This window comes from Streptomyces doebereineriae (assembly GCF_031845645.1).
GTDB classification, from domain to species: Bacteria; Actinomycetota; Actinomycetes; order Streptomycetales; family Streptomycetaceae; genus Streptomyces; species Streptomyces canus.
The window spans coordinates 54,990-77,631 of record NZ_JAVREZ010000008.1 but is presented as its reverse complement, the minus strand read 5'-3'; the positions used below and the strand labels follow the sequence as shown (position 1 = coordinate 77,631).

The 22,642-nt window shown below is 69.9% G+C and carries 20 protein-coding genes; 13 read left to right on the top strand and 7 right to left on the bottom strand.

Annotation, left to right across the window (positions count from 1 at the left end):
* Positions 1-47: 47 nt before the first annotated feature.
* The 3 genes from RNB18_RS23570 to RNB18_RS23560 all read right to left on the bottom strand — a co-directional run bounded on the left by RNB18_RS23570 (position 48) and on the right by RNB18_RS23560 (position 3,290).
* Positions 48-977, bottom strand: a complete 930-nt coding sequence (locus tag RNB18_RS23570; protein WP_311716095.1) for a carbohydrate ABC transporter permease — start codon at positions 975-977, stop codon at positions 48-50.
* Positions 974-1,879 (bottom strand): carbohydrate ABC transporter permease, encoded by a 906-nt coding sequence (locus tag RNB18_RS23565; protein WP_311716094.1) that lies wholly within the window; start codon positions 1,877-1,879, stop codon positions 974-976. The genes RNB18_RS23570 and RNB18_RS23565 overlap by 4 nt, the downstream gene beginning before the upstream one ends.
* A gap of 64 nt (positions 1,880-1,943) precedes the next feature.
* The gene (locus tag RNB18_RS23560; protein WP_311716093.1) at positions 1,944-3,290 is read right to left on the bottom strand and encodes an ABC transporter substrate-binding protein; all 1,347 of its coding nucleotides are present in this window, start codon (positions 3,288-3,290) and stop codon (positions 1,944-1,946) included.
* Between the two features lie 169 nt (positions 3,291-3,459).
* On the opposite strand from RNB18_RS23560, the gene RNB18_RS23555 reads away from it, so the two are divergent.
* From RNB18_RS23555 to RNB18_RS23520, 8 genes are all read left to right on the top strand, one after another.
* A complete protein-coding gene (locus RNB18_RS23555) occupies positions 3,460-4,203 on the top strand; it encodes an SDR family NAD(P)-dependent oxidoreductase (RefSeq protein ID WP_311716092.1) in 744 nt (247 codons plus the stop codon).
* Between the two features lie 43 nt (positions 4,204-4,246).
* The gene (locus RNB18_RS23550) at positions 4,247-4,993 is read left to right on the top strand and encodes a FadR/GntR family transcriptional regulator (RefSeq protein WP_311716091.1); all 747 of its coding nucleotides are present in this window, start codon (positions 4,247-4,249) and stop codon (positions 4,991-4,993) included.
* On the top strand, positions 4,990-6,135 hold the full coding sequence (gene dgoD, locus RNB18_RS23545) for a galactonate dehydratase (RefSeq protein WP_311716090.1): 1,146 nt from the start codon (positions 4,990-4,992) through the stop codon (positions 6,133-6,135). The genes RNB18_RS23550 and dgoD overlap by 4 nt, the downstream gene beginning before the upstream one ends.
* 46 nt (positions 6,136-6,181) lie before the next feature.
* Positions 6,182-6,802, top strand: coding sequence for a bifunctional 4-hydroxy-2-oxoglutarate aldolase/2-dehydro-3-deoxy-phosphogluconate aldolase (locus tag RNB18_RS23540; protein WP_311716089.1), 621 nt, complete (start codon positions 6,182-6,184; stop codon positions 6,800-6,802).
* On the top strand, positions 6,799-7,764 hold the full coding sequence (locus RNB18_RS23535; RefSeq protein WP_311716088.1) for a sugar kinase: 966 nt from the start codon (positions 6,799-6,801) through the stop codon (positions 7,762-7,764). Before RNB18_RS23540 ends, RNB18_RS23535 begins: the two co-directional genes overlap by 4 nt.
* 16 nt (positions 7,765-7,780) lie before the next feature.
* Complete coding sequence (locus tag RNB18_RS23530) at positions 7,781-8,659, top strand: SMP-30/gluconolactonase/LRE family protein (RefSeq protein ID WP_311716087.1); 879 nt, start codon at positions 7,781-7,783, stop codon at positions 8,657-8,659.
* Between the two features lie 288 nt (positions 8,660-8,947).
* Complete coding sequence (locus RNB18_RS23525) at positions 8,948-9,289, top strand: hypothetical protein (RefSeq protein WP_311716086.1); 342 nt, start codon at positions 8,948-8,950, stop codon at positions 9,287-9,289.
* Positions 9,290-9,418: 129 nt separating this feature from the next.
* Positions 9,419-11,188 (top strand): cation:proton antiporter, encoded by a 1,770-nt coding sequence (locus tag RNB18_RS23520; RefSeq protein ID WP_311716085.1) that lies wholly within the window; start codon positions 9,419-9,421, stop codon positions 11,186-11,188.
* On the opposite strand, the gene RNB18_RS23515 is transcribed toward RNB18_RS23520, so the two are convergent.
* Positions 11,178-13,058, bottom strand: coding sequence for a glycoside hydrolase family 15 protein (locus tag RNB18_RS23515; RefSeq protein ID WP_311716084.1), 1,881 nt, complete (start codon positions 13,056-13,058; stop codon positions 11,178-11,180). The genes RNB18_RS23520 and RNB18_RS23515 overlap by 11 nt on opposite strands.
* Positions 13,059-13,311: 253 nt before the next feature.
* Here RNB18_RS23515 and RNB18_RS23510 point away from each other — a divergent pair, with 253 nt between their 5' ends.
* The gene (locus tag RNB18_RS23510) at positions 13,312-14,604 is read left to right on the top strand and encodes a DUF2254 domain-containing protein (RefSeq protein ID WP_311716083.1); all 1,293 of its coding nucleotides are present in this window, start codon (positions 13,312-13,314) and stop codon (positions 14,602-14,604) included.
* 107 nt (positions 14,605-14,711) lie between these two features.
* On the opposite strand, the gene RNB18_RS23505 is transcribed toward RNB18_RS23510, so the two are convergent.
* On the bottom strand, positions 14,712-16,085 hold the full coding sequence (locus tag RNB18_RS23505; RefSeq protein ID WP_311716082.1) for a chloride channel protein: 1,374 nt from the start codon (positions 16,083-16,085) through the stop codon (positions 14,712-14,714).
* Positions 16,086-16,387: 302 nt separating this feature from the next.
* On the opposite strand from RNB18_RS23505, the gene panD reads away from it, so the two are divergent.
* Positions 16,388-16,807 carry an aspartate 1-decarboxylase gene (gene panD, locus RNB18_RS23500; protein ID WP_311716081.1) on the top strand — a complete coding sequence of 140 codons (420 nt, stop codon included), beginning with the start codon at positions 16,388-16,390 and terminating at the stop codon, positions 16,805-16,807.
* Between the two features lie 35 nt (positions 16,808-16,842).
* Positions 16,843-17,193: a GNAT family N-acetyltransferase gene (locus tag RNB18_RS23495; RefSeq protein ID WP_311716080.1), complete on the top strand. Its 351-nt coding sequence runs from the start codon at positions 16,843-16,845 to the stop codon at positions 17,191-17,193.
* A 492-nt stretch (positions 17,194-17,685) separates the two neighbouring features.
* Here the strand turns inward: RNB18_RS23495 and gndA are convergent, their stop codons facing one another.
* Positions 17,686-19,125 carry an NADP-dependent phosphogluconate dehydrogenase gene (gndA, locus tag RNB18_RS23490; protein ID WP_311716079.1) on the bottom strand — a complete coding sequence of 480 codons (1,440 nt, stop codon included), beginning with the start codon at positions 19,123-19,125 and terminating at the stop codon, positions 17,686-17,688.
* A gap of 262 nt (positions 19,126-19,387) precedes the next feature.
* On the opposite strand from gndA, the gene RNB18_RS23485 reads away from it, so the two are divergent.
* Positions 19,388-20,512: a transglycosylase family protein gene (locus RNB18_RS23485; RefSeq protein WP_311716078.1), complete on the top strand. Its 1,125-nt coding sequence runs from the start codon at positions 19,388-19,390 to the stop codon at positions 20,510-20,512.
* On the opposite strand, the gene RNB18_RS23480 is transcribed toward RNB18_RS23485, so the two are convergent.
* A complete protein-coding gene (locus RNB18_RS23480; RefSeq protein WP_311716077.1) occupies positions 20,502-21,650 on the bottom strand; it encodes a DMT family transporter in 1,149 nt (382 codons plus the stop codon). The two genes, RNB18_RS23485 and RNB18_RS23480, sit on opposite strands and share 11 nt — an antisense overlap.
* A gap of 228 nt (positions 21,651-21,878) precedes the next feature.
* On the opposite strand from RNB18_RS23480, the gene RNB18_RS23475 reads away from it, so the two are divergent.
* Positions 21,879-22,610: an IucA/IucC family C-terminal-domain containing protein gene (locus RNB18_RS23475; protein WP_311716076.1), complete on the top strand. Its 732-nt coding sequence runs from the start codon at positions 21,879-21,881 to the stop codon at positions 22,608-22,610.
* Positions 22,611-22,642: the final 32 nt, after the last annotated feature.

Below are 22,642 nucleotides of genomic sequence, written 5' to 3'. Positions count from 1 at the left end.
AGGAAGGGGAGGGGCGGACCGCCCCTCCCCTTCCTGCCATGGAGCTCTCAGCCCTTTACGCTGCCCTCGGTCAAGCCGCTGCGCCAGAAGCGCTGCAGGGCGACCATGGCGATCATCAGAGGGACGACGGAGACGAAGGCACCTCCGACGGTCAGTTGGTAGAGCTGCGGTTGGCGGTCGGCGAAGGACTGCCACGACGTCAGACCCAGGGTGATCGGGTACAGCTTGGAGTCGGACAGCATGACCAGCGGCAGGAAGTAGTTGTTCCAGATGCCGACGAACTGGAAAAGGAAGATCGTCACCAGGGCGGGGGTCATGATGCGCAGAACAACGACCGTGAAGATGCGGATCTCTCCCGCGCCGTCGATGCGGGCTGCCTCCAGCAGCTCGTCCGGTATGGATGCCGCGGCGTAGATCCGGCACAGGTACACGCCGAAGGGGCTGACGAAGCTCGGCAGCAGTACGGCCCAGTAGGTGTTGGCCAGGCCTGCCTTGCTGAACAGCAGGTACATGGGCAGCGCCAGCGCCGTGGCAGGGATCAGGACGCCACCCAGCACGATGTTGAAGATCGTGTCGCGGCCGGCGAAGGAGAACTTGGCCAGCGCGTAGCCGGACATCGCGGCCAGAAGCGTCGCCACGGCTGCGCCGACGCCCGCGTACAGCAGGCTGTTGGCGGCCCAGCGCAGGTAGATCGCATCGTCGTAGGTGACCACCTGGCGCAGATTGCTCAGGAACTGGGGATGGGAGAACCACAACCCGAAGCTGCCGAACAGGTCGCCGGTGGACTTGGTGGACGCCACGACCAGCCAGTACACCGGGAGCAGGAAGTACCCGGCGGCCGCCACCAGCAGGCCGGTGACCAGGATGCGACTGCGTGTGGTGACCCCGGTGATGCCGCCGCGCGGCGCCGTGCCGTCGTCGGAAGCCGGCGTCCCGCCCCGTGGCGGGACGGTGCGGGCCGGTGTCTGGAGACTCACGCGTCCCCACCTCTCTTGTTGATCAGCCGCAGGAAACCGAAGGAGAGCGCGAACGCGGCGAGCGCGAGCAGCACTGCCTCGGCGGCGGCGAGGTGGTAGTTGTCGTTGGTGAACGCCTCGTTGTAGGCGCTGAGGTTGGGGGTGTAGGCGCTGTCGATACTCGAGGAGACGGGCTTGAGCACCAGCGGTTCTGCGAACAGTTGCAGCGTGCCGATGATGGTGAAGACCGTGGTGAGGATCAGCGCCGGGCGCAGCAGCGGCAGTTTGACGTGGCGGACCGTGTGCCACGCACTGGCGCCGTCGATGCGGGCGGCCTCGTACAGTTCCGCGGGGATGGTACGCAACTGGGCGACGAGAACCAGCACGTTGTAGCCGGCGAACTCCCACGTGACGATGTTCGCGATGGACCACAGAACCGTGTTCCCGCCCAGCAGGTCGACCGACAACCCCAGGTGGCGCATGCCGTCCACGAGAGGGCTGACTCCCGGAACGTACAAGAACCCCCACAGGATGGACGCGATGACCCCTGGAACGCCGTAGGGCAGGAAGAAGGCGGCGCGGAAGAACCGCACGCCCCTGGCCGAGGCGCTGTCCAGCAGCAGCGCGAGTCCGGCGGACAACGCGACCATCACCGGTACCTGGACGGCCGCGAACAGCAGTACGCGACCGGTGCTGCGCACAAAGGCGTGATCGGACAACGCGTCGGCGTAGTTGCCGAGCCCCACGAAGACGGTACGGCTGCCGCCGAGCCCCAGGGCTCCGGTGTGCTCGACATCCATGACGCTCTGGTAGACGGCGTAGCCGATGGGGAGGGCGACGGTCAGTAGGAACAGCAGGAGGAACGGCGCGACGAAGACGACGGGCGTCAGATTTCTGCGGCGACGGGGCGCTCGGGTGGGCATCAGGGTTCTTTCTGGAGTCCGGAGGGGAGAACGGCGGCGGCCGTGTCGCGCCCTCCGGAGGCGGTCACTGGCCGGTGGAAACCTTCAGACCCTTCCTCTTCAGGTCCTCGACGGTCTGCTTCTGCGCCTGCTGGACCGCGGAGACGAACGTGCCCTTGCCGGCCAGGGCGGCCTGGAAGCCGTCGTTGAGGTGCTGGTAGGTGGCGTCGATCGTGGGTATCCACTTCCACGAGTTGTCGATGCTCTTGTCCGCCTCGGCGAAGACCTCGTTGTACTTCTGGCCTCCGAAGAACGATGACGGCTTGTCCAGCGAGGAACCCTTGTACCCGTCGGCGGCCGCGGGCCAGCCGTAGCCGCCCTGCAGCAGCAGGTCGACGCTCGTGGGGTCGGTGTTGAGCCATTCGGCGAACTTCAGGGCCTCGGGGATGTGCCCCGCGCCCTTGAGGACAGCCGTGGAGGATCCGCCCCAGTTCGCGGAGACCTTCGACCCCTTCGTCCACTGCGGCATGGGTGCGACTGCCCATTTGCCGGCGGTCTGAGGAGCGTTTCCGCTGATGATCGCGTCGCCCCACTGGGCACTGACCCACGAGGTGATGGCACCGCTCTGCAGGTCCTTGTACCAGCCGTTGGCGAAGTCGGGTTCGGTCTTGATCACTTTCTTGCTGCGCAGGTCGTCCCAGAAGGCGGCGACCTTGAGGGTCTGCGGCGAGTTGATGTTCACCGTCCAGGTGTCGCCGTTCACGCCGAACCACTTGGCGCCGGCCTGCCAGGCGAGGGCGGTGAACCAGGCGGAGTTGCCGGCCGGGAAGGTGCTGATGTAGGCCTTCGGGTCGGCGTTGTGGATCTTCTGCGCGGCCTGGGCGAACTCGTCCCAGGTGGCGGGCGGCGCGATGCCCCACTTCTTGAACAGGTCGGAGCGGTAGAACAGGCCCATCGGACCGGAGGCCTGGGGGATCGCGTAGACAGCCTTGTCGAAGACTCCCTGCTGCCACTGCCAGTCCACGAACTTCGACCGGTCCTTGTCCGCGCCGTACTGGGACAGGTTCACCAGGCCGTTCTCCAGGAGGAACGAGGGGATCTCCTGGTATTCCACCTGTGCCAGGTCGGGCGCGTTGCCGCTCTTGAGCGCGGCGCGCATCTTGGCGTAGCCGCCGCTGCTGCCCGCCGGGATCTTCTCCAGTTTGACGTGGATGTCCGGGTGCGTGGCGTTCCACTTGTCGACGGCCTTGTCGACACCGGGAACCCACGACCAGAAGCGCAGGTCGACCTTCTGGCCGGGCTTGACAGGTTTCTGGACCGCGGGGTCCTTCGAACCGGTCGAACCCCCACAGGCGGAGATGAGCAGGGAGGCGGCGGCAAGGGTCACTGCGAGTGCGCCCCGGCTTCGGCGGCGGGGTGTGGTGCGGCTCATGGGGAGGAGGTCCTTCCTAGCTTCGTACTGAAGGTGCCTGTTGCATGCCGGTCAGTTTCGGAGCGGTGTCATCGCCCCGTCAAGATATATTCATAATTAATTGAAACAGCTATGGTGGGTGCGTAGACAGCCACGAGGGGAGACACACGCGATGACGGAATGCCGCAGGATGAGCGGACGCGTGGCGGTGATCACCGGCGCCGCTCACGGGATCGGCGCGGCCACGGCTCACAGGCTCGCGGCCGAGGGGGCCCTGGTGGTGGTCACGGACGTGGACGACACCGCGGGCAAGGACGTCGCGGCCGCCATCACCGACCAGGGAGGCCGCGCGGAGTACGTACGCTGCGACGTCACCTCGGCCGCCGACTGGGAGCACCTGGCCCGCCACGTCGAGCAGCACCACGGACGGCTGGACGTGCTGCACAGCAACGCCTTCGCCCAGCTCAACAAGCCCGCCGACGAACTGAGCGAGGCCGAGTGGGACGGTCAGATGGCCGTGCTCCTCAAGCCCGCCTGGCGGGCGATGAAGACATTCGCGGCCATGCTGCGCGAAGCTCGGGGCTCCGTCGTGCTGACCTCCTCGGTGCACGCGGTCATCGGGCTGCCGGGCCATGCCGCCTACGCCGCCGCGAAGGGCGCACTGTGCTCGCTGGGACGGCAGTTGGCCGTCGAGTACGGTCCTGACATCCGGGTCAACACCGTGTTGCCCGGGCCCATCCTCACCGCCGCCTGGGACGGCATCCCCGAGCCGGACCGGGAACGCAGCGTGGCGGCCACCGCGGCCCGGCGGTTCGGGCAGCCGGAGGAGGTGGCGGCCGCCGTCGCCTTCCTGGCATCGGCGGACGCCTCCTATGTGACCGGAGCCGGCCTGGTGGTCGATGGAGGATGGAGCGTCATGAAGGAGTCCTCGTGAGCAGTGCGCACAGCACTTCAGGACCGATACGGAAACGGAGCACGTGGTGACCCATCCCCCCAAGGGGCTGCACGGCCAGGCCGTGGAGGAGCTGGGCCGACGCATCATCCGCGGCGACTACCCCCCGGGCTCCGTGGTGGACCCGGTCAGGTTCGAGACGGAACTCGGCGTCAGCAAGACAGTGGTCCGCGAGGCCATGCGCGTACTGGCCTCCAAGGGCCTGCTCGAGTCGAAGCAGAAGCGCGGTACGACCATCCGGCCCCGCGCCGACTGGAACCTGCTCGACAGCGACCTGCTGCGCTGGCAGGGCAGCAGCGCTCCGACCGACGGCTTCCTGGAGGACCTCGCCGAGGTCCGCGCGATCGTCGAACCCGCCGGAGCCCGCCTCGCCGCGACCCGACGTACCTCCGCCGACCTGGACGCGATGCGGCAGGCGCTCGACGCCATGGCCGCGGCCGGCGCGGACGCGGACGCGATGGTCGAGGCGGACCTGGCCTTCCACCGTGCGCTGCTGGAGTCCGCGCACAACGAACTGCTCAGCCGGATGGAGGTCGTGATCGAGGCCGGCCTGCGCATCCGTGACCGGATCGTGCACGGCGCCCGGCACTTCTCCGACTCCATCCCCGTGCACCAGGAACTGCTGGACGCGGTCGAAGCAGGCGATCCGGACGCCGCCGTGGCCGCCGTCGAGTCCCTCCTGGCCCAGGCCTCCGACGACCTGGCGGCCGTACGGGCCCGCGACGACCACGAGGACGTGGCGACCCATACGCTGCCGAAGGAACTTCCTTGAAGATAACCGGACTTGAGACGTTCCTCGTGGCTCCGCGCTGGCTGTTCCTGCGCGTCGCCACCGACGAGGGTGTCACCGGCTGGGGCGAGCCCCTGATCGAGGGCCGCGCCGAGACCGTACGCGCCGCGGTGCACGAACTGGCCGACTATCTCGTCGGCCGGGACCCGCTGCGCATCGAGGATCACTGGCAGGTGCTCACCAAGGGCGGCTTCTACCGGGGTGGCCCCATCCTCTCCAGCGCCGTCGCCGGCATCGACCAGGCCCTGTGGGACATCGCCGGCAAGACCTACGGCGTCCCGGTCCACCGCCTCCTCGGCGGCCCCGTACGCGACCGCGTCCGGATGTACGCCTGGATCGGCGGAGACCGCCCCAGCGATGTCGCGGAACTGGCCGAGGAACAGATGAAGGCGGGCTTCACCGCCGTGAAGATGAACGCCTCCGCCGAACTCGCCCCGATCGACACCCCGGCCCGCACCGCCGAGGTCGTCGAGCGCGTCGCGGCCGTCCGCGAAGTGCTGGGCGACGAGCGGGACGTAGCCGTCGACTTCCACGGCCGGGCCTCCACCGCCATGTCACGCCGTCTGCTGCCCCTGCTCGAACCCCTGCACCCGCTGTTCGTCGAGGAGCCGGTCGCACCGGAACACTCCGGCCATCTGCGCAGCCTGGTGGAGTCCACGAGCATTCCGCTCGCCACCGGCGAACGCCTGTACTCCCGCTGGGACTTCCGTGAGGTCATGACCAGCGGTATCGCCGTGGCCCAACCCGACCTGTCGCACGCCGGCGGCATCTCCGAGGTTCGCCGCATCGCGGCCATGGCCGAGACGTACGACGTCGCCCTGGCCCCCCACTGCCCCCTCGGCCCGATCGCCCTGGCCGCAAGCCTCCAGATCGCCTTCTCCGTGCCGAACTTCCTCATCCAGGAACAAAGCATGGGCATCCACTACAACCAGCAGTGCGACCTGCTGGAGTACGTGATGGACCCCGAACCCTTCCGCTTCCAGGACGGATACGCCGTCGCCGGCTCCCGCCCCGGCCTGGGCGTCGACATCGACGAAAACGCGGTACGCCGGGCCGCCGAGACCGGACACCGCTGGCGCAACCCCGTGTGGCGGGGAGCAGACGGGGCGTTCACCGAGTGGTGAGCACCCTCAGGCCCCCGCACCCCGAACCCAAGGAGAGCCCGCTCCCATGAACCTGGTGGAATCGCTCGGCGCCCAGCGCCTGTTGGCGATCGTACGCGGCAAGGATCCCGCCGCCGCCCTGCGCACCGTATGCACCCTCGCCGAGGAGGGCGTCACGGCCGTCGAGGTCTCGCTGACCACCGCCGACGCCCTGACCGTCATCAGGCAGGCCCGCGCCGAACTCGGCCCCGACGCACTCCTCGGCGCCGGAACCGTGCGCACGGCCGAGGACGCCGCACGCGCCGTGGACGCCGGCGCGTCCTACCTCGTCACCCCTGCACTGGTCGACGGGCCGGCGTCGTACGGCGTACCCGTGCTGATGGGGGCCCTGACCCCGAGCGAGATCGAACAGGCCCTCGCACGGGGCGCCGACGCGATCAAACTCTTCCCCGGCTCGCTCGGCGGGCCCGGCTATCTGCGCGCTCTGCGGGATCCCTTCCCCGAGGTGCCCTTCGTTCCCGTCGGCGGAGTGGACGCGCAGGCCGCACGCGACTACCTGGACCGGGGTGCCCTCGCCGTGGGCGTCGGCTCACCCCTCGTGGGAGACGCGGCCGACGGTGGCGACCTCGCCGGACTCCGCGCCCGGGCGGCCGAGTTCCGCGAGGTGGCCGCGGGGGAGACGACATGACGACCCCCGCCGCACCCGAGGTCGTGACCTTCGGCGAGACCATGGCCGCACTTCGGGCCCAAGGCGCGCTGCGGCTCGGCGGCGGCCTCGGCCTGTCCGTCGCGGGAGCCGAGTCCAACGTCGCCATCGGCCTCGCCCGGCTCGGACACCGAGTGCGCTGGGCGGGCCGGGTCGGCGCGGACGAACTCGGCGCGCTGGTCCTGCGCACCCTGCGCGCCGAGGGCGTCGACATCGACCACGCGGCCACCGACGACACCGACCGGCCCACGGGCCTGCTGCTCACCGAACCCCGCCTGGGCACCCTGACCCGCGTCAGCTACTACCGCGCGGGTTCCGCCGGTTCGGCGGTCTCGCCGGCCGACGTGCTGCCGGCCCTGACCTCCGGCGCCCGCATCCTGCATCTGACCGGCATCACACCGGCGCTCAGCCCGTCGGCCGCCGAAGCCGTCCTGGCTGCCGCCACCACCGCTCGCGAGGCCGGCATCACCGTGTGCCTCGACGTCAACTACCGCTCCCGGCTGTGGTCCACCGACCGTGCCCGCACGGCCCTGAGGCCGCTGCTGGACCACACCGACCTGCTCATTGCGTCCGAGGACGAACTGCCGCTGGTACTGGAGCAACCCGGCGCGGACGAATCCGAGGCCGTGAAGGGCATCCTGGCCGCAGGCGTCACCGAGGTGGTCGTCAAGCGCGGCGCGCGCGGCGCGACCAGCGTCACCGCCGACGGGGCGACCGACCGCGCGGCGCGCCAGGTCGACGCCGTCGACCTGGTCGGCGCGGGCGACGCCTTCGTGGCCGGATACCTGTCCGGACTCCTCGACGGTGCGGACATACCGGCCCGGCTGCACCGGGCCGTCACCACCGCGGCCTTCGCCGTCGCCACCCGGGGCGACTGGGAGGGCCTCCCGACGCGGGACGAACTCGGGCTGTTCGACCAGCCCGACGGCACGACGATTCGCTGAGCAGGGGAGACCGAACGTGGCATCAACGGCAGCGCCCGCGACGGTCGTCGTCGATGGGGGGTACGAACTCGCCGAGGGCGGCCGCTGGTTCGACGGCCGGTACGTGTACGTCGACATCCTCAGCGGCCGGCTCTTCGAACTGCGCGACGACACCGGGCCGACCCGACTCGCCTGTCTCGACGTACCGTTGGGCGCCGTCGCGCCGGTGTACGGCCGACCGGACACCTGGATCGCCGCCGCGGGAACCGGCATCGCGCTGCTCAGCCCCGACGGCGCCTTGGACTGGCTGGACCGACCGGAGGACCGCAGCCCGTTCCCCAGCCGCATGAACGACGGCGTCGCCGACCCCGCGGGTCGCTTCTGGGCGGGCAGCATGGCCTACGACGGCACCCCTGGTGCGGGTTCGTTGTACCGCACGGAGTCCGACGGCACGGTGGTACGCGTCCTCGACGGCCTCACCATCGCCAACGGCCCGGCGTTCACGGCGGACGGCACCACCATGTACCTCGCCGACACGGCCGCCGGAACCGTCCTGCGCTGCCGGATCGACCCACTCTCGGGCGATGTCCTGGGCGGCCCGGAAACCTTCGCCCAACTGCGTGACGACGAAGGCAGCCCCGACGGAATGACCGTCGACGCGGAGGGCTGTCTGTGGGTCGCGCTGTGGGGCACCGGGGTGGTCCGCCGCTACCACCCCGACGGCCACCTCCTCCACACCCTTGCCGTCCCCGCCCCACACCCCACGTCGGTGTGCCTGCCCCCCGACGACAACCGCCTCTTCGTCACCACGGCCCGCTACGGGGTGAGAAACCCGACCGCGACCTCCGGCGCCGTGCTCAGCTTCCCGGTACCGGTCGGGGGAACGGCGGGGTGTTCCTGGCGGGGCCGGCTCTGAGCCATACGTCGACCTGACAGGCCCGGCCTGCTGCCTGCGGTGCAGTCCTCCGCGGTCTGGTCCAGGGGCACCCGCCCCGGTGCACCGCTTCCTGCCCGAACGCCGGCCACGGCTGGTGATCCTCGTCGCGCAGACCACCACTGGTCCGACCGGGGGAAGATGCTCCGCTCAACGGCCCAACGGCGGCTGGCCGGACAGGCGGCGCGGCGAGGCCGGTGATTGCGTGACCCCCGTGCCAGGCCGGCTGCGGCCAGGCGGAACCGGAGCCGCGCAGCGAGGAGGCAGAGCATGGCGGATTCCACCGCGGGCGCACGGCCGGGGCCGGAGTCGGTGCGTCTGCCGAAAGGGTGGGCGGCCCTGGTCATCGGCACGAGGTCGGACATGGGCACCGCCTCCGGGCCCGGCCGGGCCGGCACCGATGCCGTCGGCTCTCACTGCCGGGGCCTCGGCTTCGGGCGGGTCCCCATCACGAGCGCGACCCTGCCCGGCGCGGCGCATCTCGCTGCGGACGCCGGCGGATTCGATGCGCGGCACGGACGAGGCGCCTTGGCCTGGCGGCCGTTGAAGTCGTCGCCTCCACTGTCCGTGGCACGGCCCAGCGCCCGCCCTGTCTCGTTCAGGTTTCGCTGACCGTGCCCGACGGAGCAGGCGCGTACCCGCCGTGCCGGCCCGGGCGGTAACTGGCGGCAGACACCGGCTGACCGCACAAACCCCGGCCAGATCCCCCATGGCGCCCGGACTTCGACGGAGGAAGCAGCTGTGACCGACGACGAGATCCTCTTCGGACTCGCGCTGACCGTGGTACTCGCCACCGGCTCACAGGTCCTGGCCGGCAAACTGCGCGTTCCCGCCCTGATCGTGCTGCTGCCCGCCGGATTCACCGCCGGCGCCCTCACCGATGTCGTCCACCCCGACAAGCTGATGGGGGCGAACTTCTCCGCCCTGGTGTCCCTGGCCGTGGCGGTGATCCTCTACGACGCCGGTCTGGGGCTCAACCTGCGCAACCTGACCGGTCGCACGCGGTGGATCGTGGGCAGACTGCTGGTGTTCGGGGTACTGGTGACGTTTCTCGTCACCGGCGCGGTGGGGCCCGCCCTGTTCGACATGCCGCTCCGGGTGGCCGCGATGCTCGGCATGATCCTCGTCGTCTCCGGACCGACGGTCGTCGGTCCACTGCTCGACTACGTGCGGCCGAACGACAAGGTGCGACGCATCCTCATCTGGGAAGGAACACTGACCGACCCGATCGGCGGCATTCTCGGCGCTCTGACCTTCCACGCCATCGCAACGTCCCACCGGGTCGACATCGGCCGCGGCTACCAGCTGGGCCAGTTCGGTATCAGCCTTGCCGTCGGTCTGATCGGCGGGGCAGTGGGAGCGGCGCTGCTGTGGTGGACGCTGCGCGTCCTGCGGCTCGGGGAAACGCTGGGCACTCTGGCGCAGCTCGCGACCGTCATCGTCGTTTCCGCCGGTTGTGACATCGTCCGGGACGACACGGGACTCATCGCCGCGATCGTCACGGGCCTGGCCGTCACCAACATCGGCGGCTTCGACATGCCTGCTCGCCGGCCCTTCTTCGAGACCCTGGTCCAGCTGATCATCGGCTTGCTGTTCGTCTCCATCTCCACGACCGTCACCCCGTCCTCCCTGGTCCCTGTACTCCTCCCCGCCCTCGTCCTCATCGCCATCCTCGTACTGGTGGTGCGCCCTCTTGTCGCCTTCGCCGCGACGGCACAGTCGGGCCTGACCACGGGAGAACGGGCCTTCATCGGGTGGATGGCTCCGCGCGGCATCGTCGCCGCCGCCACGGCGTCGGCGTTCTCCGCCAGCCTCGTCGACCGAGGGGAGAGCGGCGCCGCCAAGATCCTCCCGGTCACCTTCCTGGTGATCGTGGGAACCGTCCTGCTGTACGCGCTGACCGCGGCCCCGGTGGCCCGGCGGCTGGCCGTCGTCAAACCTTCGGGCACGCGCATCCTCCTGGTGGGCGGCGAGCCGTGGGTCGTCGACATGGGGCGGTCCCTGCGCTCCGCCGGACTCGACGTGCTGATGTGGGCGGGGCTCGACCAGGAGCGGCAACGAATCAAGGATGCGGGGATCCAGTTGGCCAGGGGCGATCTGCTGGCCACGGCCACCAACCCCGGGGCACGGCTGGAAGGGGTGACAGCTGTGTTCCTGGCCACCGACGACGACGATTTCAACGCCCTTGCCTCGGTCGTGATGCAGGACAATGTCGAGGGCTCTGTCTACCGGGTCGGGCCGCCCCACGAGAGCCACGGCGTCGTCGCTCCCTACACCGGAGGCGCCATCCTCTTCGGCAGTTCGCTCGTCCGGCACGCCCTGGCAGCGCGTTACGAGGCGGGAGCCCGCTTTCTCGTCCAATCCGCCTCCAGCCCTGTGCCCGCCGACCACGACACGCTCTTCGTGGTGCGGGCCGACCGGCGACTCGAACCGGTCACCGGCGACGAGCCGGTCACGCCGCGGGAAGGCGACAGCGTCGTACTGCTCGGCTCGGCCCCTTTTACGCAGTGAGCCTGCCAGGAGACCGCTCTCGGGCTGTCCCGCCCTCACGCGCCTGGTTCAGATGCGCGTCCAAGGTGATGGCGGCATCGATGAATGCGAGGTGCGTGAAAGCCTGCGGGAAATTCCCGAGCTGTCGCCCTGTCAGGTCGATCTCCTCGGAGTACAGGCCCAGGTGATTGGCGTACGTGAGCATCTTCTCCAAGACGAGCCTGGCCTGATCGATCCGCCCGGCCCGTGCCAGGGCGTCGACGTACATGAACGTGCACAAGGAGAAGGTCCCTTCGGAGCCGCGCAGTCCGTCGGGTGACGCTTCGGGGTTGTAGCGGTAGACCAGGCTGTCGCTGACCAGCTCGCCGTCCATCGCTTCCAGCGTGGACGTCCACATCGGGTCGTCCGGGGTGATGAAGCCGACCGTCGGCATCCGCAGCAGCGACGAGTCCAGGACATCGCTGCCGTAGTGCTGCACGAACGCCTCGCGCTTGGGATCCCACCCCTGAGCCAGTACCTGTTCGTAGACGCGGTCCCGTTCGGTCGCCCAGCGTCCACGGGCTGCCGGACGTCCGCTCGCGGAGGAGAGCCGCAGGGCACGGTCGAAGGCGACCCAGGACATCACCCGGCCGTAGGTGAAGTCCTTGCGTCCTCCGCGGGTCTCCCACAGTCCCTCGCCGGGCTGGTCCCAGTGGTCGACGAGCCAGTCGAGGAGTGTGTGCAGTGCGGTCCAGCCCTTGGTGTCGAGCTGGATTCCGTGCTGATGCGCGAAGTAGATGCTGTCCAGGGCCTCGCCATAGATGTCCAACTGCATCTGGCTCGCGGCCCCGTTGCCGATGCGCACGGGGGCGGAGCCCTCGTACCCCGCCCAGTGCTCCAGAGTCTCCTCCACCAGGTCGGAGGAGCCGTCGACCCGGTACATGATGTTCAGGGGCCCCGTGTCGGCGTCGGCCCCGACCTCCTCCCGCACGCGATCGCGCAGCCAGCTGATGAACGCCGACGCCTCCTCCTTGAAACCCAGGCCCAGGAGGGCATAGACCGAGAAGGAGGCATCCCGGATCCAGGTGAACCGGTAGTCCCAGTTGCGCTCACCGCCCAGCTGCTCCGGCAGGCCCGCGGTGGGGGCCGCGACCAGGGCCCCGCTCGGCGCATAGGTCATGAGCTTCAGCGTCACCGCCGAGCGTTCCACCGCCTCGCGCCACCGGCCCGAGTAACGGGACTGGGCGAGCCATGACCGCCAGAAGCGGATCGTCTCCTCGTAGAGCTGCTGGAACTCCGCGACGCGAATTTCATGGGGCGGTCCATCGGGCGACGACTCCAGGACGACCCCGCGCTGCTGTCCGGCCCGCAGGCGCAGAGTGAAGTGGAGGTCGCTGTCTCCCGACAACAGGTTCAGCAGCCGCTCGTCCTCCGGCTCGCGGACGGCGTGCACCGCCAGTTCCAGTCCTTCCGAGGTGAACACCGCGCCGTGCTCCGTGATGCGCAGTTCGTGAGGCGCGCGGCCGTAGTCGAACCGGGGGGCGATGTCCCCTTCGAACGTCATGCTGCCACGCACACACCGCAGCATGCGGACGAGGCGATGGCGGTCGGTTGCGACGGCTCCGGTCACCGGCATGAAATCGACCACTTCGCCCGTGCCGGACTCCGTCATGAAGCGGGTGACGAGAATGGCCGTATCGGGAAAGTACAACTGCTTCGTCGCGAACGTCGTGCCGGCAGGCCGGACAGTGAAGTGCCCGCCTTTTTCCCAGTCCAGTAGAGCGCCGAACACACTGGGCGAATCGAAGCGCGGACAGCAGAACCAGTCGATGGTGCCGTCAGTGGTCACCAGAGCCGCCGTCTGCAGATCACCGATCAGGCCGTGGTTTTCGATCAACGGGGATGCATTCATCAAGAGCCTGCTTTCACCCAGGGGTGAACTCCGGACCGGCCCGACGGAGGCCGCGATGTTTATCGGGCATCGGCCGGAGGTCGGAAACGCTGCACCAGATGTCGTGCGTGGTTCACCCGTCCAGCCTACGCAGAAAGGTCCCCTCGGTCCTGCTGAACGATTCCAGCAGCCGCACTGGTGATGCCATGCCCTGCACCCGTCCTTTCATTGCCCTACCGTGGCTGTACCTTGCCGCGAGGGAAAGGGTGCGGGCATGCGCAGCATGATGTCCTGGGCCTCCGTATTCCGGCTGCGACAATACGCGAAAGCCAGCTTGTGGATCGCGCCGCTGTTCGGAATGGCACTGGGAGTCGTCCTCGCCGAATTGGCCATTGCCGCCGACGGGGTGGACTGGCCGCCGAGCGGCTGGCGTTACTCCGCGACCACCGCGAGTGGCGTGCTCAGTGCCATCGTCGGGGCGATGGTGGCCCTGCTCGGTTTCGTCGTGACGATCGGTGTGCTCGTCATCCAACAGGCGACCGGAGCACTGTCCCCGCGGTATATGCGCCTCTGGTACAGAGACCGGTTGCAGAAAACCGTCCTTGCCACCTTCACCGGGACATTCGCATTCGCTTTCTCCCTGCTGCGCAGCATCGAGTCGAACTCGGTACCGGACTTCGGGGTCACCCTCGCCGGCGCGGCTGTGGCCGTCAGCCTGCTGCTCCTGCTCGTCTATCTCAACCGCTTCACGCACAACCTCAGACCGGTGGCCATCGCCGACCTCGTCGGGCGCATGGGAGAAGGTGTCTTCGCCCGCGGAGCCATGGAAGTCGGCGCGTCCGCGCCACAGGACGGTGAACCCGTGACGGCGCACGGACCGGTGACGCTCATCCGCTCTCCCCACGGCGGGGCCATCCAGGCATTCGACCTGGCCGGCCTGGTGGCCGCCGGGGTGGGCCACGACTGCACGTTCGTCATGCCCCACCTCATCGGAGACTACGTCCCTCCCGGCGCCGTCCTCGTCGAGGTCCACGGCGGTACAACCGCGCCCGATCCCCGGCACGTGACCGGTCTCATCGCCTTGGGCGCCGAACGGACCATCGAACAGGACCCCGCCTTCGCCCTGCGGATCCTCGTGGACATCGCCATCCGTGCCCTCTCCCCGGCGGTCAACGACCCCACGACAGCCGTTCAGGTGCTCAATCACATCGAGTCGTTCCTCACCGTGATCGGCAGTGCGCGACTTCGGGACCGCTACGTGATGACCGACGACCGCGACCGGCCTCGTCTCGTCCTGCACGGACGCGACTGGGAGGACTACCTGCAACTCGCCGTCTCCGAGATCCGCGACTACGGGGCGACCTCCACGCAGATCTGCCGACGCCTGCGCGCCCTGCTCGACGGCCTCCTCGAGAGCCTCCCGGCAGTGCAACATCCCGCGGTGGAAACGCAGTTGAAGCTACTGGGTCAGTCGGTGGAGCGGGCGTTCCCGGACCCGGACCGCCGAGCCGTCGCACAGTGGACCGACCGCCAGGGCATCGGCGGCCGGTCCCGTCCTCACCGGTAGGGGATGGCGACGGGCGCGCCGCCGACACCGAGGGGCATCGTGCAGGTAGGAGTGTCACCACAAGCGCAACCGCCTTCATGCCCCCCGTTGCGGTAGCCCTCCCACGGTCACCTGCTCGGCGGCCCGGACGCGTTCTGCTCGGTGGCGGGTGCGGCGGTCGGTGGTGGGGTCAACCTGAGGGTGAAGACGTAGGAGACCACGACCGCCACGATCACCAACGGCATGACGGTAAGTCCGTCTCGGCCCAGAAGCAGGGTGGCCAGCAACAAAGAGGTCATGGGCAACTTGAGCATCGCCACCGACATCGCGCCCACGCCCATCGCCAGCCCAGGGGTCACGCCGAGTCCGGGCAGGTGGGAGAGTGCGATGCCGCCGGCTGCGCCGACGAACATGGCGGGGAACACCGGGCCACCACGGAAAGCTGCCATGGACACGCAGTAGGCCACTGTCTTGCAGGCGACGAGCACCGTGAGCGCGCCGGCCGAATACTGCGCGTTCGCGGTAAGAAGGGGACCGAGGGCGCTCTGTCCGGAGTACAGGAGCCCCGACGCCGGGTGGCCGGTCCACTCCGCGTAGAGCAAGGCGATCACACCGACGATGACACCCGCGAGCACGGTGGCCGTCAGCCGTCGCGGTTCGACCAGTTTCAGCAAATGGAGGGCCAGCCACCGGATCCCGACGCCGAGCAGAGCCGCCGCTGCCCCGATCAGGAGCGCCCAGCCGAACCCGGCGGCATCCGGCGTTGCGGCATGGGGGACGTCCGGCAGGGTCAGCGAGTAGGTGCCCAAACCGGTCCACGAGTCCAGGCCGGTGAAGATGAGCGCGCCAATGCCGGAGGCGAGCAACCCGGGCACCAGGACGGCGCCGAGTACAGCTCCACCAAAGCCGGACATTTCCATCAGCAGGAATGCTCCGAGCAGCGGTGAACCGAGCAGGGTGCTGATCGCGGCGAAACTCCCGGAGGCTCCCACGAGGGCGGTCGCCTGCTTCGGGAACGACTTCCGCGTCAGGCGCAGTGCCGCCACGGCGAGGCCGCTGCCCAGGGCGATGAGCGGGGCCTCCGGCCCGATGACCGCCCCGAGGCCGAGTGAGGCCAGCGCGGCGAGCGCCACGCCAGGCAGATTGACTGTCGGGGTCGGGCCCGAGGCCACGAACCCGCGGGCCGGCTCGTGGCCACCGTTGCCGGGGAGGTATCGGATGATCGGGCCCACAAGGAGCCCGGCCACGGCCAGCAGCGGCACCGGCCACCAATTGGGCGTGCCGTGGAAGCCCAGAGCCTGGGGCAGGTCCGTGTAGGTGAGCGACTGGAGCTTGTTGACGAGTGCGAGAAAACCGAAGGCCGCCGCCGAGATGGGGACGCCGAGAACCGCCGCAATCAGGAGGAGAATCAGGTAGCCACGGCTGCGGACGAGTGAGAGCGGGTCCGGGGCGGTCGCAGGCGGCTTTCCGTCAGGCTCGACCGGACGGCTCGGAGAGGTCACGACGAGACCTCCGACATGCGCGCGCCACAGCGGGATTTCACCGAAGCTTCGGCACTGGGCCGAAAGGGATCGGTACGCGTTCCGGTGGCTGTCTCCTGCGACATCACGACCCTCCCGGATATGACGTTGGCGGACTCGGCTTCCGCCCGCACGCTCGCCCTCTAGACCGATCATGGTGGCCAGGGCCCGATTCGGCATCACGGCACAGCCACTGACCGAACAAGAGAAACGATGTAGCCTCCGGGGAATCGCCCTTGACCTGATACGCGCAGGCAGGGAGCAGGCAAACCGGGAGATTCTCCATGTTTCGTACAGTATTCAAGTCCAAGATCCACCGAGCCACCGTCACCCAGGCCGACCTGCACTACGTGGGATCGGTGACCATCGACGCGGAGCTCCTCGACGCCGCCGATCTGCTGCCCGGCGAGCTCGTCCACATCGTCGACATCACCAACGGCGCCCGCCTCGAGACGTATGTCATCGAGGGTGAGCGCGGCTCCGGCGTGATCGGCATCAACGGCGCCGCCGCCCATCTCGTCCACCCCGGAGATCTGGTGATCATCATCAGCTACGCTCAGGTGACCGACGCCGAGGCGCGGGCGCTCGTACCGCGGGTCGTGCACGTGGACCACGACAACCGCATCGTGGCGCTGGGGAGCGACCCGTCCGAGCCGGTACCGGGTTCGGACCAGGAGCGCAGCCCGCAGGCGGTGTCGGCCTGACCCTGCTCGACGACCTTCGGACCAGGAGCGTGCCCATGAGCGACATAGAGATCCGCGACGACCGAGAGGCCGGCCGGCTGGAGGCCCTCGGTTCCGGGGGAGGCGAGGTCGTCGGCCACATCCAGTACTTCGTCCTCGAATCCCCGGCGCGCGCCCTGGTCCCGGTCCACACCATCGTGGAACCGGCCCACGAGGGACAGGGCATCGCGGGCTCCCTGGCCCGCGAGCTCTACACCATCGCGGCTCGCGAGGGCATCACTGTCGCCCCGCTCTGCCCGTACGTCGTCAAGTGGGCCGAGCGCCACCCCGACGAGGCCCCGGCAGCCGACCCGGAACTGCTCCACGCGGCGCGGGCATGGCTGGTGGCCAACCCCGAGGGCTTCTGAGCGGGCGGGTCCGAGGCCCCGATCACGCCGGTCTCGCGCGCCGCACGGGCCGCACCGCACGTCGAGACCCCCCGCCCGCACCCCGAGCACACCCACGCGGGCCACGCCCGTCACGCGGGTGGGTGACTGGCGGGAAAGCTCACGGGTACGCGGGGGAGTAGTCCAGAGCCGACGTCCACCGACTGGCTGGAGGACCCCATGACCAACCCGTACCCCGACCCCGTCCCACCGGGTCCCACTCCGGGCCCCGGCCCGGTCCCCACGCCGCCGGGCCCCACCCCGGAGCCCCCGTCACCCCCGGACCCTGACCCGACTCCGGGTCCGGGCCCAGGTCCGGGCCCGGTCCCCGACCCGTCGCCGTCCCCGGTGCCACCGGGCCCCGAACCGGTACCGAACCCGGAACCGGGGCCACCGCTCAGCTGACGGCGACCCACGTGAACACAGTGGAGGAGGGCCACCGAACGGTGGCCCTCCTCCATGTCAGGGCGACGCTCAGCCCGTCACCTCGGACCGGTCTCCGCCCCACAGCGTGTGGAAGGAACCGTCGCGGTCCGTGCGCCGGTACGTGTGCGCCCCGAAGAAGTCCCGCTGTCCCTGCGTGAGCGCCGCGGGCAGCCGCTCGGCGCGCAGTGCGTCGTAATAGGCCAGCGCCGCCGCGAAGCCGGGCGTCGGGACACCCTGCCGCGTCGCCGCGATGATGACCTCGCGCCAGTCGTCCTGGGCGTCGGCGATCTCCTGGGCGAAGGTGTCGTCGGAGAGCAGGCTGGGCAGGTCCGCGCGGGTGTCGTAGGCGGACCGGATGCGGTCGAGGAAGGCCGCGCGGATGATGCAGCCGCCGCGCCAGATCGCCGAGACGGCACCCAGGTCGATGTCCCAGTCGTACTCCTCACGGGCGGCCGCGATCTCGTGGAAGCCCTGCGTGTACGACACGATCTTCGAGGCGTACAGCGCCTGCTCGACACGGTCCGCGAAGGCCCCGGCCTCCGCCTCCGACAACGGGGACGCCTTGGGCCCGGCGAGACCGCGAGAGGCTTCCCGCAGCTCCGCGTGACCCGACAGGGACCGCGCGAAGACCGCCTCCGCGATGCCCGACACCGGGACACCCAGGTCCAGGGCGATCTGCACGGTCCAGCGGCCCGTGCCCTTCTGCTCCGCCTCGTCCACCACGACGTCCACGAACGGCTTGCCCGTCGCCGCGTCCACGTGGGAGAGCACCTCGGCCGTGATCTCGATCAGGTACGAGTCCAGGCGGCCCGTGTTCCAGGTGCGGAAGATGTCGGCGATCTGGGCGGGGGAGTAACCGGCCACGTCCCGCAGCAACTGGTACGCCTCGCCGATGAGTTGCATGTCGGCGTACTCGATGCCGTTGTGGACCATCTTCACGAAGTGCCCGGCGCCGTCAGGACCGACGTGCGTGACACAGGGCGCCCCGTCCGCCGCCTTCGCGGAGATCTTCTCCAGCATCGGGCCGAGAGAGTCGTACGACTCCTTCGGGCCGCCCGGCATGATGCTCGGTCCGTGCAGCGCGCCCTCCTCGCCGCCGGAGACGCCCATGCCGACGAAGTGGATGCCCTGCTCGCGCAGGTCGCGCTCCCGGCGCCGGGTGTCCGCGAAGTGCGCGTTGCCGCCGTCGATGATCATGTCACCGGGCTCGAGCAGCGGCGCGAACTCCTGGATCACCGCGTCGGTCGGCTCACCGGCCTTCACCATGATGACCAGTCGGCGCGGCCGCTCCAGCGCCGCCACGAACTCCTTGGCGGTCTCGGCCGCGATGAAGTCGCCCTCGCTGCCGAACTCCTCGACCAGGGCGTGCGTGCGCGACGCGGTCCGGTTGTGCAGGGCGACCGTATAGCCGTTACGGGCGAAGTTGCGGGCCAGGTTGCGGCCCATGACCGCGAGGCCCGTGACGCCGATCTGCGCTGTTGTGCTCATACCGCCTGCTCCCAAAAGATCCTGTGGATCGCGTAGGTCATCGATCGCTGCTGCCGGTCGTGCTTGTCAGTATCGTCCACCGGTCATCCTGGCCTGTCGGGGGACTGTCCGCACACCAGGGATACGGTTCGGGCGCCTCGTTTCGTTCAGCCGGGGACGCCGGTCCGACGCGCGCCCCTACGCGGCTGGTTGCCGTCTTGTCATGGCCTGTTCGCGGCGCTTACTTTTGCCCCTCCTGACGCATGTTGTAGGGGGAGGCCTCATGGCCGTACGCGGCCGGCACCGCCGGTATCAGCCGAACAGGATCAACCGCGCCTCGCTCACCGTCACCGCGGGTGGCGTCGGCATCGCGGTCCCGCTCATCGGCACCGGCACCGCCCATGCGGTCGACGTGGACACCTGGAACAAGGTCGCCGCGTGCGAGTCCAGCAACAACTGGAGCATCAACACCGGCAACGGCTACTACGGCGGGCTCCAGTTCACCCAGTCCACCTGGGAGGCCTACGGCGGCACCCGGTACGCGGCACGGGCGGATCTGGCCACCAGGGACCAGCAGATCGCCGTGGCGGAGAAGGTGCTGGACGGACAGGGACCGGGCGCCTGGCCGGCGTGCTCGGTGCGGGCCGGGCTCACCCGCGACGGCTCCGCCCCGGGCGGCCGGCCCCTCACCGAGAAGACGGCCTCCGTACCGGACGTACAGCCGCAGACCACCCCGCAGTCGCGGGCCGGGACCGCCGAGATGTACACCGTGGTCCGCGGCGACTCGCTCTCCCGGATCGCCGACGCCCGGAAGGTCCGGGGCGGCTGGCGGGGGCTGTACGCCGCCAACCAAAGGACCATCGGTGCCGACCCCGACCTGATCCTGCCCGGTCAGCGGCTCAAGCTGCGCGCCACCGCCGGAACGACCACCACCACCACCGACCGGACCTCGACGAAGAAGACCTCCACCGACACCGCGGAGAAGACCGAGAAGGCCGCGGACACCGGCCTGGTCGCCCCCGTGAACGCCTCCCTCGGAACCCCCTACCGCAAGGCCGGCTCCGCCTGGTCGAAGGGCTACCACACCGGCGTCGACTTCGCTGTGCCCACCGGGACGTCCGTGAAGGCCGTCGCGGCCGGGAAGGTCGTCACCTCGGGGTGGGGAGGCTCCTTCGGCTACCAGGTGGTGATCCGGCACGCCGACGGCCGCTACACGCAGTACGCCCACCTGTCCGCGATCTCCGTGAAGTCCGGGCAGAGCGTGGGCGGCGGGCAGCGCATCGGCCGTTCGGGCTCCACGGGCAACAGCTCGGGCCCGCATCTGCACTTCGAGGTGCGGACGGGGCCCGGCTTCGGTGCCGACGTCGACCCGGTGGCGTATCTCAGGGCCGGCGGGATCAGGATTTGACACGGGTGCGGTGCCGGTCCAGGACCGGCACCGGGATGTACGCGGCACCGTAGAAGGGGCCGTAGTACGCCGGGGGCTCGTCGCCCAGCTTCTCCAGGAGCTCGTCGGAGGTGCCGTCCGGCAGTGCCGCCTCAGGGGCCGCCGGGGTGGCGGGGGCCGGGACGAGCATCTCCTCGCGCAGGGCGGCGATCTCCTCGACGAGTGCGCCCTCGCGCAGGACCGCGGTCGCCGGCTCCTCGGCGGGTGCCGGGACGAACGCGTCCCCGCCGTCGGGGACGACGGTCGCCGTGGGCTCCGGCTCGGCGTGGGTGCGCTGGATCCGCTCCGTCGTCAGCAGGATCAGGCCGCCGCCCGCCACCACACCGCAGCTCAGGGCGAGCGCGGTGCCCGTGGTGCCGTAGCGGAAGGTTTCTCCGAACATCGTGATGCCGACCGCTGCCGCCACCACCGGGTTCACAACCGTCAGCGTCGCCAGCGGGGCCGCGAGACCGGCGCCGCGGTAGGAGGCCTGCGACAGCATCAGCCCGGCCGTCGCCAGGACGCCGATCGCGGCCAGCGAGGGCACGTCCGCCCCCGACACGCCACCGCTCCAGTCGACGGCGACCGTCTTGGTGAACACCGAGGACATACCGAACGCTATGCCGGACGCGGTCGCGAGCAGCATGCTGCGCACCACCGGGTGCCGGTGCGCGGCCCGGCCCGCGATCATCAGCGCGACCACCGCGGCGGCCGTCACCAGACCGGCGAACACCCGCTGTGCCGTGCTGAGGGACTGTGCGTCGGACGCGCCGACCAGGGAGAGCAGACCGGCCAGACCCACCGTCGCCATGATCGCGCCCCGCCAGGCGGTGGCCCCGGCCCGGCGGCCGACGAACAGCGCGGCCATCGGCAGCGCGAACACGATCGTCAGGGCGCCCAGCGGCTGGACCAGGCTGAGGGGGCCGTAGGCGAGCGCCACCACGTGCAGCAGTCCACCGAGGCCGTTCAGCGCGACCGCCGCCCACCAGCTCGGCCGGCGCAGCGGCGCGTACTGCTCGTCCGGGTGCGACACCGCGACCTGCTCCTGCACGATCGCTCCGCCCGCGTAGGCGACGGCGGAGACGAGGGAGAGGAGCACGGACAACGCGAGGGCACTCATGAGCTGCTCCTCTGCGTGAGGCGGGGGCTGGCTGCCCGGCGCGACGAACGAACGTCTTCCATGACCAACACGATGCCGGGAAAAGTTCTTCCCGTCGTCGTACCTGAGCACGCAATGGGTCCTACTGCCGATGGAGTACAAAAGGGTCCGTGTCCTCCCCAAGGCGGGTGACACGGGGTGGAGGCCCCCTGGTGGGTACCCCTACGGGCCTTGGTACTACTGCTGGTCGTGGACCTCGACCCTGATCTCGCGGCGCTGCGACCGCTCGGCGCCTTCTTCGCACTACGGACGATCGGCGGCATTGCCGGAACAGCGCGCCCGGCGCTGCCGACCCTCGCACAAGTCTACGAGCACCAGGCGTCGGAAGTTTATGGAAATACCCTGACTTTTCGTATCCGGAAGGTCGCCGGTGCCCTGCGCGCCCCCGAATCCCGGATCGCGGCCTCCATCGCCCAGCAGGGCCTCGCGGCCCGGCTGTGGTCGGTGGCGCTGGGCTGCGCGGCCCTGTACGGCCGGATCCCCGACCTGTCGCCGCGGCGGCTGCACTGGGACCCCGACGCGAGCGCCCCCGACGACCTGTGGCTGGATGCCGTGGAGCCGTTGCCGGGCGATGCCGGGACCATCGCCGACATCGTGCTGCACGGCCACCTGGAACCGCTCACGGCAGCGCTGCACGCCGAGTACCGGCTCGCCACCGGACTGCTGTGGGGCAACGCCGCCTCGGCCCTCGCGGGCGCCGCCCGTCAGCTGGGCCACCGTCCGGACCTCTCCGCCCGCGCCCGTGACCTCGCCGCGGAACTCCTCGCCCACCCCCTCCTCACCGGCACCGGCACGCTCACCGGCACCGCCTTCCGCCGCCGCAGCTGCTGTCTGTACTACCGGTTGCCGGAAGGTGGCGTATGTGGTGACTGTTGCTTCACACGAGCCCCGCGCTCTTCCCCGCGCGGCGCATCTGGGTGACCATGAAAGCCAAGCCGTCGCTGAGACAGGGG